Origin of the sequence: Paenibacillus farraposensis, from assembly GCF_020736845.1 — a bacterium.
Lineage (GTDB): Bacteria > Bacillota > Bacilli > Paenibacillales > Paenibacillaceae > Paenibacillus > Paenibacillus farraposensis.
The window spans coordinates 251,406-264,173 of sequence record NZ_JAFFQR010000043.1; the positions used below are offsets into that span (position 1 = coordinate 251,406).

Below are 12,768 nucleotides of genomic sequence, written 5' to 3' on the forward strand. Positions count from 1 at the left end.
AAGGCATCATAAATTAAAGTGAGAATATAGACCATATATTTCACTATTTACGTGATTTTGTATTGGAATGAATTTTTTATAGTATGGAGTTCTCATATAAAGTATCACTTATGATATGTCTAAAACTTATTGAGGGGGATTGAAATGGAACATACACCTACGATCCGCTCGAAGATAGAGACAGAATTGAAACAAAGAGGCTATAGCTTCAGCAGTTTTAGTAAAATCTCCGGTATTAACCGTGGCACATTCAGTGCCATGCTTAACAGTAACCCGCCCAAGCCGATCTCTGTTCGGCAGATGGACCTTATTACCAAGGCATTGGGATATCCCGAGGGCTGGCTGTATGAGTTGTACATAGATGAGTGCTTTTACGAGGGAAAAGGGCACTGGAAACGGATCAAGCCTTTTTTATTGCGTTGTATGGAGTTAGGGAGGAAGGATTGTATTCAAAAGGTATTGTGGAGGCTAACGGAGGACTTGTCCTATGTGTCGACGATATTTGAACTTGCAGAAGAGCTACATAAAGGAGGCAAGATAGAGGAAGCTGTACCTTTTTATGAGTGTGTGATAGAGAACGAAAGATATTATCACTCAGAACGGCTTGCAATCAGCCAGTATCGTTTGTTTTGTCATTCTCTAAATACTGATTTTGATAATAATCATCAAGCAGCTATAAAGTTTGCTCCGTTCCGCAGGAATTTACCTGTAAATTATCAATTAGACGCACTATTAATGCTGGCAAATACTTATTTACAACTTCAGAAGTTTGAAAAGGTTATGACCTATACTGAAGAATTGAAAATATTAGCTACAAATGTTTATAAGCAGTATGCTAGTAAAAAAGTTAATAATAACAAAATCAAGGAGCTTGATACAGAGAGACATCTAATCGTTTACTTAGGTCAATCATACCTATTGCAAGGAAGTGCTTTGGAGAGACAAGGTTTATATAAAGAGGCTTTAGAAACAATTCCTTATTATTATAATTTAACCTATCTGGTACCTAATGATAAGATAGGAAGGTTGGAAGCGCTGAAATTTCAAATGTGGGCAAAAGCTAACCTTTTGCATATAAAAATTTTAATGGGAGATCAAGCTAGTATTCCCTTTTATGTTGAACTAATTAAAAATAATCCGTCAGAAATTTTACATGGTCTGTTAACTATTGTGAAATCGGCTAATGCATTCAATTTTTCAATAGAAGATATATTAATTTTGTTTTCTGACCAGATTAATGGATTTAGAAAACTAAGTGGAGACATTTCTTATTATCCTTTGGATTTTAATATGTTGAACTATTCTCGTTTTTTTCTTGAACTTAGTCGATACTATTTTAATAAAGGGAGCTATACTGAGGCAATAGATAGTATGCTGATTAGTTTAAAAGCATCCTCACAGTTAAATGATAAGACTTACTATATCAAGTCAATCACTCTATTGTTTGAGAAATATAAGGATCATTCAACCGAAGAACAACGGTTAGAATATGAAAAAGTGATAAAAACAGTGGAAAATAACATCAGGCAAATGACTTCTTAGAGCAAAAAGAGCTATGTTCCTCTACCTAGAGTAGAAGATCACACAGCTCTTTTAATTTTACATGCATATTAATCAAACGAAAATTAAAACTCCCCATGTGCATCATGGGTATCGGTGTTATTCTCTGAAAGCTCGTTCTCAGAAGAGGCAAACAGTTCCTTTAATATGCGATAAGCTTTATTTTGCTCCGCTTCACTCTGCTGGGAGAGGATATGAATACATCCCCATATCCAGGGCTGACTTTTGAATTCTTCATATGGATTAAAGTCAAAAAATGCAAACACATTTGTGTTCAGTGCCTCGGCTATTTTCTCTAATGTTTTGATCTGCACATTGACCTCGCCACGCTCTAACTTCCCGATATATGAACCTGTTGAATCGGATGCTTCTGCAAGCTGTTCTTGTGTAATATCACGCAATTTTCGAAATTGGCGGATTTTTGTTCCTATGAGTTTCGTTGTTTCCATCGACATCCACACTCCTATACTATGAGTGTAGACAAAGGTAGATCAGGCGTGGAGGTAATTAAATTGCCTAAATAATTCATTATTAAGTCCTTGTAGGGACTGTTAAATAAACATTAAATTCCATAATATATTAAAACAGTGTAGAAAAGGGGTTGACCATCATCCATTTTATTCATATAATTTCTAGTATATTGTAATCGGTTGTCGAGGAGGGTGATTTTTAAAATCATCTGAATACGCCGGGAGGTGTCTTTATTGGAAAAAGCAACCACAATTCGTTCGGAAATTGAGAAAGAATTAAAACTTGGTGGCTATACGTTTAATAGTTTTGGACAAGCCACGGGGCTTAATCGGGGTATATTTAGTGCTATGCTTAACGGCAATCCGCCTAAACCCATCTCTGTGAGACAAATGGACTTAATTACTAAAGCGCTTAATTATCCAGAGGACTGGTTGTATGACCTATACGTTGATGAATGTTTTTATGATGGAAGACCTCATTGGAAAAGAGTTAAGCCGTTTCTTATACGTTGTGTTGAAGTGGGAAACTTGCGGTGTGTGGAGAAAGTACTGTCTCGATTAATGGAGGATCTTAACCACATTCCTACAATCTTTTCTTTGGCAGAAGAGCTTTATGAAGAAGGGAAGTTAAGAGAGGCAATTCCTTTCTATGAATGTGTCATTGAAAATGAGAAGTATCAGCATTCTGAGAGATTGGCAATCAGTCATTATAAGATTTTTTCAATTTCAGTAAGTGAAAATTTAGAAACGAACCTGGAGGCAGTTTTGAGGTTTATACCCTTTAGGAATCGTTTGTCGGTAGATTATCAATTAGATGGTTTATTAAAGATAGCTAATATATATTATTACCTTCATCAATGGAAAGAAGCTGAGAGATACGCTGATGAATTAAGAGGTGTTACTTCTACTATCCTCTCATTAAAAGTTTATAAAGGTAAAAATAAATCAGATAAGAAACCACTTAACACAGATCGACATTTGGTAGTTTATTATGGACAGGGCTATCTAATCAAAAGTGCTGCTTTGGAAAAGCAAGGATTGTTTGAAGAGGCTATGGAATATATTCGTTACTATGAAGATTTAAGCTGGTTTGATGACTTGGATGAAGTTGGTCAAGAAGAGGTGCAAAGGTTTAAAGTTTGGGCTGAGGCTAACAAACTTAATCTCCAAATGCTTATGGGTGATGTTAATAGCCTACATCCTTATGAAGAATTTTTGAAAAAAAACCCCCCAGAAATAATACCTGGTTTGTTGACTATATTAGAATCAGCTAATAAATATGGATTCTCAATAAATGATACGCTTATTGAGTTTTCTCAAGAAATAGAGGGTGTTGATGAAGTTTCGGCATTATATGATAGTTACTATCCACAATCTTCAAGTCTAGATATATGTGCTAATTTATTTCATCAGATTGCTATATATCATTTTAACTATTCTAATAATACAGCAGGAATTAACTATGTACTGAAGAGCTTAAGGACCTATTTGAAAATAAATGATAAGCCAAATTTTGTGCAAGGTACTGCTTTATTTGAAAAGTACAGACATGCGGCTACCACAATTCAGAAAGCAGAGTATCAGTATATTATGGAGGAGGTACTAAGCAATGCACAGAAAAGCAATGTTCTTCATGCTGTTTATAGGACTTAGTAGTAGCCTTAGTCATCTAGTGAACGAGATAACCTTATTTGCACATGGTGTTGGTTGTTAGGCGTTATTAAAAGGTTTGATGCTTGTTTATCTATGTACTCTCTAAGCCGATCCAATGGATCGGCATTTTTCATTTATCCCGTTAAAGGGATGAAATGGGATGTACTATATTTTTAACCTGTCGGAAAGGTATCAGCTTGTAAAATAAATGTAAATACCACACTGAATAGGAGGTTTATTGAGTGAAATTGCAAGAATTGGAGGACTGCATCGAAGAAAAGCGACAGGAATTAAATGATTTGGCGAACGAGGTGGGATTAAAGGATCGAAGAGTGTTAATGAAGTCCATGGAGTTGGATTGGCTCCTTAATAAGTACGGCACTTGGAAATGTAGCTATTTTAAACCTAGCATATCCAAAAGTTCACAAATACAAGAGGAGCAACATGAGCTTGTCTTATCCTATTGATTTTACGAGCAGCATGACAAGATTTATTTAACTTCACCTTGGCTTCTATACATAGTGAGAAAATAGAGTAAACCCAAAAAATCTCTAGATGTATCTTGTACGCCGCTCTTTTACACGTTGTTCGTACGGTTTATTGTTTTGCGTTCTACATCAGAGCGGAAGCCATGCAACATGATAAGATGTATCTAAACAAACCTCCCGGTTCACGTAATAACGTGGCTTGGGAGGTTTTTGGTATTTACTGTTGAAGCTGACGCAGTACAGTGATTTCGACACGGCGGTTTTTTTGTCGTCCAGCCTCGGTGCTATTGTCGCCTACCGGTCGGGTCTCTGCATAACCTGCATACTGAAATCCGGCGGGCGATAGATGTTCCTTGTCCAGAAAGAATCGGAGCACGGATAACGCTCGCGCACCGGACAACTCCCAGTTATCCTTATAGATGGATGAGTTCGTGGTACGGGTGAACGGGATGTTGTCCGTATGTCCCTCGATGCTGATCGGTGTTTTCAAATCCCTGAACAAGCTGGCCAGCTTGGATAGCGTACTGGCAGAGCCCTGCTTGAGTGCAGCCCTGCCTTGATCGAATAAAAAGCGGTCATTCAGCGTAATGACAATACCGCGCGGTTGATCTGCTACGAAAATCTGGTTTTCCAATTTGTTTTCCGAAATATACTTTTGAATGACACCCATGAGATTTTGCAGCTCTTTTTCCTGCTTGCGGAATGCCTGCTCACGTGTGGTCAGCTTGGTTGAGCCTGCATCTTTTTTAGCAGATGTCTGCTGTTTGGCCGCGGGTGGATTCTTGCTCGTATAGTGATCCGCAGTCCCCGTGATACCCGAGCCTTGCTCCAAAATAGAATCACCCTTGCGGAACGTATCCTGGAGGGAATGAACGACGACCTCATATTTTCTGGCATCCGGGCTGCTCATGGCGTACATTACGACGAAAAAAATGAGCAGCAGGGTGATTAGATCTGCATAGGTAATCATCCAGCGGTCATGATGGCCTCCGCCTTCTTGACGCCCACGGCGCTTATTGCGCGCTCTCATGGAATGAGTCCTCCTTTGGAGCGGTGATTTCTACGCGTGTGCGCCGCAGCGGTTTGCGATCCTGATTCTGTTCTGAGCGGATAAAGAACTCCAGCTTTTTGCGTACCAGCTTCGGGTTCTCTCCATTCTGAATAGCCATAATGCCTTGCAGCAGCATGTCGAGGATGATGATTTCTCGTTCACTGCATGCTCTTATTTTAGAAGCGATAGGCAAGAAGATCAGATTGGCGCTGGCAACGCCGTATAGTGTTGCGATAAAAGCGACAGCAATGGACGGTCCAAGCGCAGTAGGTTCGGTCAGGTTGCCCAGCACATGAATCAAACCCATTACAGTACCAATAATCCCCATGGTAGGAGCATAGCCACCTGCGGATTCAAATATTTTGGCATATCCTTCATGCTTTTGTTCAATCGTATCTAACTCAAGCTCTAATATCTGTTTGATCTGCTCCTGCTCGGTGCCGTCGATGACCAGTTGGAGACCTTCACGCAAAAAGGCGTTTGGATGCTCCGAGGAAATACGCTCTAGCGCGAGTACGCCGGATCGGCGGGAGGTGGCAGCCATGGAAACCAAATCTTCTATATATTGCTCGGTAGAGTTGTCCTCACGGCTAAACGCCATCCGAAGAGCAGTAGGTATGGTCTTCAGCTTGGAGGCGGGATAGCTAATAACGACGGCGGCGAAGGTTCCACCAAATACAATCAGAGCCGGTGTACCCTGAAGCAGTCCTGAAAATTCTCCGCCCTCCCATACGAAACCGCCGATTAATGCGATGATTCCTGCGATGATGCCCAATACGATGGTGATATCCAAAATACAATTCACTCCTATTCAAGACTTATCGTTTGCATCCACGGTAAGAAAGAGGTATAATACGGGAACAAACATTCTTATATAACCAAATTTCCCAAGTATCATTGCTCGGGAAATATTGACATAGAGTAACAGGCAAAGACGTTCCAGGTCGACTGGTGTAGAAGCATGATGTTTTCATTTTAGACGATAAGGGTGATGCAGGGCAATGAGTGATATCGTTGTTAGCAACAAGACTTTTGATATTCAGTCGGAATTCCAACCTCAAGGCGACCAACCTCAGGCCATTTTTGAACTGGTCGAAGGGATTGCAGGAGGAAAGAAGCATCAGACGCTATTGGGTGCTACGGGAACGGGTAAGACGTTTACCATCGCCCAAACGATTGCCAAGCTGAATCGGCCTACATTGATTATTGCGCATAACAAGACTTTGGCTGCCCAACTGGCGAGTGAGTTCAAGGAGTTTTTCCCCAATAACTCTGTCGATTATTTTGTCAGCTACTATGACTACTACCAGCCGGAAGCGTACATTCCGTCTTCTGATACGTATATTGAGAAGGATTCCAGCATCAATGAGGAGATTGATAAGCTTCGCCACTCTGCCACAAGTTCTTTGTTTGAGCGGCGTGATGTAATTATCGTGGCGAGTGTTTCCTGCATTTATGGTCTGGGTTCGCCGAAAGAATATGGAAGCCTGCTGCTCTCGCTTAGAGTCGGTATGGAGAAACCCCGCAATCAGATTTTGTCCCGCTTGGTCGATATTCAATATCAGCGGAACGATATCAATTTCGTGCGGGGTACTTTCCGTGTACGGGGGGACGTGATTGAGATTTTCCCGGCTTCCCAAGGGGAGCATGCTATACGGGTAGAACTGTTTGGAGATGAGATCGAACGGATTACCGAGATTGATGTGCTCACGGGTGAATTGATCGGTGAACGTGAGCATGTGGCTATTTTCCCGGCATCTCACTTCGTTACCCATGAGGATACGATGAGGGTGGCGCTAGTCAACATTGAGCGTGAGCTTGAAGAGCGACTAGCGAAGCTGAAGGAGCAAGGAAAGCTGCTGGAAGCACAGCGTTTGGAACAACGTACTCGCTATGATATCGAGATGATGAAAGAGGTCGGTTTTTGCTCCGGGATCGAGAACTACTCTGGTCCGCTGACATTCCGCGAGCGGGGGGCAACGCCATATACGCTGATGGACTATTTCCCGGATGATATGCTGGTCGTCATTGACGAATCTCATGTTACGCTGCCACAGATCCGGGCCATGTACAATGGTGACCAGGCACGTAAAAATGTGCTGGTGGAGCACGGCTTCCGCCTGCCTTCTGCGCTGGATAACCGCCCGTTGAAATTTGAAGAGTTCGAGGATAAGGTCAACCAGATTATTTACGTATCGGCAACTCCAGGTCCCTACGAGCTGGAAAAATGCGATACGATGGTGCAGCAGATTATTCGTCCTACCGGTCTCCTTGATCCGGTTATTGAGGTGCGGCCGAGCAAGGGACAGATTGATGATCTCATTAATGAGATACGGCTTCGCATCGAGCGTGAAGAACGGGTACTGGTTACCACGCTCACGAAGAAAATGGCTGAGGATTTGACGGACTATTTAAAAGAAGTAGGTATCAAGGTCCGATATATGCACTCTGAGATCAAGACCCTGGAGCGGATGGCTATTTTGCGGGATCTGCGTCTGGGTACCTTTGATGTGCTGATCGGGATCAACCTGCTGCGGGAAGGTCTGGATTTACCGGAAGTATCTCTGGTTGCAATTTTGGATGCGGACAAAGAAGGCTTCCTGCGTTCCGAACGCTCTTTGATCCAGACGATTGGACGGGCAGCACGGAATAGTGATGGTCTTGTTATTATGTACGGTGACAAGATTACCGAATCTATGGATAAGGCGATAAAAGAAACCGAACGCCGGCGTGCGATTCAAATGAAGTATAATGAAGAGCATGGAATTACCCCTCAAACGATTCGCAAAAAGATTCGGGATGTCATTGAAGCAACCAAGGTGGCGGAAGCTAAGAATGATTACCTGCCTCATGAGGCGGGTAAACTTTCCAAAAAGGAGCGTCAGTCGCTTATCCAGCGTCTGGAAGCAGAAATGAAGGACGCCGCCAAAAATCTGCAGTTCGAACGAGCCGCCGAGTTGCGTGACGCTTTGCTGGAACTGCGGGCAGATTAAACAGGAGAGAATAAGCTAGAATCGAAAGTACCTTGAAAATGTAATACTTGAATGGCTTTAACAATAATGAGGGCGGCCCATGTGGTCGTTCTCTTTGCGATAGATCACTTGACCATACCCCAATGGAACATAGCACGACATGAACTAAGCTAAGGAGATGGAACATTTGGCGAATGAAAGCATCATCATCAAAGGCGCACGGGCACATAATCTTAAAAATATTGACGTGACTATTCCACGTGACAAGTTTGTCGTTCTGACCGGACTTAGCGGTTCGGGTAAATCGTCTCTGGCTTTCGATACGATTTATGCGGAAGGACAGCGGCGGTATGTGGAATCTTTATCGGCGTATGCGCGTCAGTTCCTCGGGCAGATGGAGAAGCCAGACGTCGACTCCATTGAAGGTCTGTCACCTGCGATATCTATTGATCAGAAAACCACCAACCGGAATCCGCGCTCTACCGTCGGCACGGTTACAGAAATTTATGATTACCTGCGGTTATTGTTTGCCCGTATAGGTCACCCTCATTGCCCTGAACATGGCATTGAGATCACCTCACAGACAGTTGAGCAGATGGTAGATCGCATCATGCAGTATCCCGAAAAGACACGGCTGCAAATTTTGGCTCCGTTGGTTTCGGGACGCAAAGGCGAGCATAAAACACTGTTCGCGGATATAGCGAAGCAAGGCTTTGTGCGGGTACGTGTCAATGGAGAGTTGCGTGAGCTGTCAGAAAAGATTGAATTGGAGAAGAACAAGAAGCATTCGATTGAAGTGGTCGTAGACCGGATCGTGGTCAAGGAGGATGTGCGTGCGCGTTTATCCGACTCCATTGAGACGGCCTTGAAACTGTCAGGTGGTCAACTGCTTGTAGACATTATAGGGCAAGAAGAGCTGCGCTTCAGCTCTAATTTTGCGTGCCCGATTTGCGGCTTCAGCATAGATGAGCTGTCCCCCCGAATGTTCTCTTTTAACAATCCGTTCGGCGCTTGTCCTGATTGTGACGGACTAGGAGCCAAAATGGTAGTGGACCCTGATTTGCTTATTCCTGATCCTGAAAAAAGTGTGGAAGAAGGAGCATTTCAGGCATGGAGCGGTGGAACTTCCACTTATTATCCGCAATTTTTACAGTCGGTATGCGAGCATTACGATATTCCGCAGAATGTTCCTGTCAGCCAATTGACCGCAGAGCAAATGAACATCATTTTATACGGGACGGCTGACGAGAAGATTCGTTTCCGTTACGAAAATGATTTTGGTCAACGTAAGGAAGCCTATGTGACCTTCGAGGGAATCATTCCGAATCTGGAGCGTCGGTATCGGGATACAGCTTCGGATGGCATCCGTGAATTTATTGAAGGGTTCATGAGTGCCAAGCCATGTAACACCTGTAAGGGACATCGCCTGAAGAAAGAAACTCTCGCGGTGACTATACAGGGACAAAATATCGCCCATGTAACGGATTTGTCCATCACTGAAGCGGCCCGCTTTTTCCAAACGCTGGAGCTGAGCGAGAAGGAACGCTCGATTGCCAATCTCATTTTAAAAGAAATTAACAGCCGTTTAGGCTTCCTGGTTAATGTCGGCCTGGATTATTTGACATTAAGCCGCTCGGCAGGAACGTTGTCCGGTGGTGAGGCACAGCGCATTCGGCTAGCGACACAGATCGGGTCAAGTCTAATGGGTGTGCTGTATATTTTGGACGAGCCAAGCATCGGCTTGCACCAGCGGGATAATGACCGCCTGATCAGTGCGCTGGAGCATATGCGGAATCTCGGAAATACGCTGATTGTGGTGGAACATGATGAAGATACGATGATGGCGGCGGACTATATCATTGATATTGGGCCAGGCGCAGGAATTCATGGTGGGACGATCATGTCCCAGGGGACCCCGAAGGAAGTCATGGAGGACCCGAACTCCTTGACCGGGCAGTATTTGAGCGGACGCAAGTTTATTCCGGTCAACACTGAACGGCGCAAGCCTACGGACAAATGGCTGGAGGTTCGCGGTGCGAAGGAAAACAATCTCAAAAATTTGAATGTTAAGTTCCCGATAGGTGTTTTCACAGCTGTTACTGGCGTATCAGGTTCTGGCAAGTCCACGCTGGTAAACGAAATCCTTAAAAAGACGCTGGCACGTGATCTGAACCGGGCGAGGGTGCGTCCAGGTCAACATAAGGAGATTCGCGGGCTTGAACATGTCGATAAGGTCGTTGATATTGACCAGTCTCCGATCGGCCGCACGCCACGTTCCAATCCTGCGACCTATACCGGGGTATTTGATGATATTCGCGATCTGTTTTCAAAAACCAATGAGGCCAAGGTCCGGGGCTATCAAAAAGGCCGCTTTAGCTTTAACATTAAGGGCGGCCGCTGCGAAGCTTGTAAAGGCGACGGCATCATCAAGATCGAAATGCACTTTCTGCCGGATGTGTACGTTCCTTGTGAAGTGTGCAAGGGCAAGCGTTATAATCGGGAAACCCTTGAGGTTAAATACAAAGGTAAAAGTATTGCCGATGTGCTGGAGATGACGGTCGAGGATGCGACAGAGTTCTTCGAAAATATTCCGAAGATTCATCGCAAGATTCAGACGTTGATGGACGTAGGATTGGGGTATGTCAAGCTGGGTCAGCCTGCGACTACCCTTTCAGGAGGGGAAGCTCAGCGTGTAAAGCTGGCTTCTGAGTTGTATCGTCGCAGCACAGGCAAAACGATCTATATTTTGGACGAGCCGACTACCGGTCTGCATGTTCACGATATTGACCGATTGTTGATGGTTTTGCATCGTTTGGTTGATTCAGGAGAAACGGTGCTGGTTATTGAACATAATCTGGATGTGATCAAAACAGCCGATTATTTGATTGATTTGGGCCCGGAAGGCGGAAGCGGCGGTGGAACGATTTTGGCTACCGGAACACCGGAACAGCTCGTGAAAGTTGAAGAGTCGTATACCGGCCGATATTTAAAACCGATCCTTGAACGGGATACTCAGCGCAGTCAAGCGCTTCAGACCGTTGATCTATAGATAGCATTTGGCATTCGTTTTGGAAGCCCTGCACATCAGAAAGGTGAAATACAATTAGTGTATTTATTCCTTTTGCCTGGCAGGGCTTTATTATTTTTGAAGAAAAGGAAACTTTTATTCTATTCTTGCGTTAAAGCATGTGACAACTACTTTGCCAAGCACTGAAATAATAAGAATATACGTGTATTCAGCGCTGAAAAGTCTCTGAGTAGTCTGCTTATGGAGTTTCAAATGTTAGGCTCGGGATTGAAGAGGTAAATATATAACTCATGAGTGTATAGCATCATCTGAAGTTCCGTGCCCACGTGACAACCGTTCCAAATGGCAACGAAACCGTCTGTAGTCTAATTACATCCAAGGTTTATGAACATCTCTGAGGTAGAGTCATGAAGGGAGCTGGAACGTTTTGAAGATGATACAAAACCGATTTCTACGTACACGTGTATATTCATGGGCAGCAGGAATTGCTTTGGTGGCATGTGTGATGGGATATAGTGCTTCACCGTCCTATGCATCAGAGGTGTCTGCGGCGCTTGTACCCAAGCAAGCCGAGATTGAAACCAGTGCAGCGATTGGAAGCGTCAAGGATACGGAAAACGCTTACGATTACATCCAGCCCACGGCAAAAGGCGGATTTTTAGTTCTGAATGTCGATGACGACACAGAGGCAAGTGTAGCCCATGTTACATATGGTAAACTGGACAGCTCTCTGCAGAACGTATGGAAGCACCAGCAGGATTTGAACGTGCAACCGGGAACGGGCAGCAGGGGAGTGCAGCGTGAAACGTCAGATGGTGGCTTGCTATTTTTGATCGACTATACTCAACCGAACGGGACACAGGATTTGCGGGCTTCACGACTGGATAGCGATGGGAATGTCGTATGGTCTAAAACGTTACAAACAGAGGGTCTGATATCCCATGGACAGCAATCTCGGCTCGGTTTGGAACCGCTTGCAGACGGAGGCTTTCTGGTCTCCTCTCTGAACCGTGTGGAGCAGACTTTCACTGTGCTTAAATATACGGAAGATGGCGTTATACAGTGGAACCGAACAACGTCCGGAGTGAGCTCAGGGTGGCTGGTCGGTAGCCATAATGGATATTATGCACTAATGAACAGATCAGATGGCCCGGTAGGGGTGGAAGCAGATGTATATGGTCGTGATATCCGCAATGTACATTTGGATTTGGGGGCAGGCAAAGACATTGCAGCCGTACGTAAGCTGTCTGGCGGTCATATTGCCGTAACAGGACTTAAAGGAAACAGCAAGCGTACACAGGTTTTAAGCAATGGTTTGCAATTATTTGGGCATACAGAGGACTATCCAGCTGAGCGGGTGTACCTGCCTGAAGAGCAGTTATACGTACAGTTCATCGATCGATATGATCCACTGGGAAAATCCACCAAGATGCATGGGATCACCATCACAGGCTTAAGAGAAAACGGGATGAAGGCGTGGGAAACCACGACTCATTATAAGGAAGACAATTCCTTTGGCATCCGATATGATACAGGCATGGTATAT

The 12,768-nt window shown here is 44.1% G+C and carries 9 protein-coding genes; 6 read left to right on the forward strand and 3 right to left on the reverse strand.

The window, feature by feature from the left end:
* Positions 1-144: 144 nt before the first annotated feature.
* On the forward strand, positions 145-1,542 hold the full coding sequence (locus JO375_RS08550; RefSeq protein ID WP_229524064.1) for a helix-turn-helix domain-containing protein: 1,398 nt from the start codon (positions 145-147) through the stop codon (positions 1,540-1,542).
* Between the two features lie 83 nt (positions 1,543-1,625).
* On the opposite strand, the gene JO375_RS08555 is transcribed toward JO375_RS08550, so the two are convergent.
* Positions 1,626-2,009, reverse strand: coding sequence for a helix-turn-helix domain-containing protein (locus JO375_RS08555; protein ID WP_229524078.1), 384 nt, complete (start codon positions 2,007-2,009; stop codon positions 1,626-1,628).
* A gap of 255 nt (positions 2,010-2,264) precedes the next feature.
* Between JO375_RS08555 and JO375_RS08560 the strand changes: the two genes are divergently transcribed.
* Together JO375_RS08560 and JO375_RS08565 are read left to right on the forward strand one after the other, a co-directional pair.
* The gene (locus JO375_RS08560; protein ID WP_229524065.1) at positions 2,265-3,683 is read left to right on the forward strand and encodes a DNA-binding protein; all 1,419 of its coding nucleotides are present in this window, start codon (positions 2,265-2,267) and stop codon (positions 3,681-3,683) included.
* A gap of 242 nt (positions 3,684-3,925) precedes the next feature.
* Entirely contained in the window at positions 3,926-4,150 is a 225-nt protein-coding gene (locus JO375_RS08565; RefSeq protein WP_229524066.1) for an aspartyl-phosphate phosphatase Spo0E family protein, read from the forward strand.
* Positions 4,151-4,388: 238 nt separating this feature from the next.
* On the opposite strand, the gene JO375_RS08570 is transcribed toward JO375_RS08565, so the two are convergent.
* Both JO375_RS08570 and JO375_RS08575 read right to left on the reverse strand, forming a co-directional pair.
* A complete protein-coding gene (locus JO375_RS08570) occupies positions 4,389-5,201 on the reverse strand; it encodes a flagellar motor protein MotB (RefSeq protein ID WP_229524067.1) in 813 nt (270 codons plus the stop codon).
* On the reverse strand, positions 5,185-6,015 hold the full coding sequence (locus tag JO375_RS08575) for a flagellar motor protein (protein ID WP_229524068.1): 831 nt from the start codon (positions 6,013-6,015) through the stop codon (positions 5,185-5,187). The genes JO375_RS08570 and JO375_RS08575 overlap by 17 nt, the downstream gene beginning before the upstream one ends.
* A 208-nt stretch (positions 6,016-6,223) precedes the next feature.
* Between JO375_RS08575 and uvrB the strand changes: the two genes are divergently transcribed.
* The 3 genes from uvrB to JO375_RS08590 form a co-directional block, all read left to right on the forward strand.
* The gene (gene uvrB / locus JO375_RS08580; protein ID WP_229524069.1) at positions 6,224-8,215 is read left to right on the forward strand and encodes an excinuclease ABC subunit UvrB; all 1,992 of its coding nucleotides are present in this window, start codon (positions 6,224-6,226) and stop codon (positions 8,213-8,215) included.
* 166 nt (positions 8,216-8,381) lie between these two features.
* On the forward strand, positions 8,382-11,243 hold the full coding sequence (gene uvrA, locus JO375_RS08585) for an excinuclease ABC subunit UvrA (protein ID WP_229524070.1): 2,862 nt from the start codon (positions 8,382-8,384) through the stop codon (positions 11,241-11,243).
* 406 nt (positions 11,244-11,649) lie between these two features.
* A partial coding sequence (locus JO375_RS08590; protein ID WP_322098714.1) for a hypothetical protein occupies positions 11,650-12,768 on the forward strand: 1,119 nt, incomplete at its 3' end.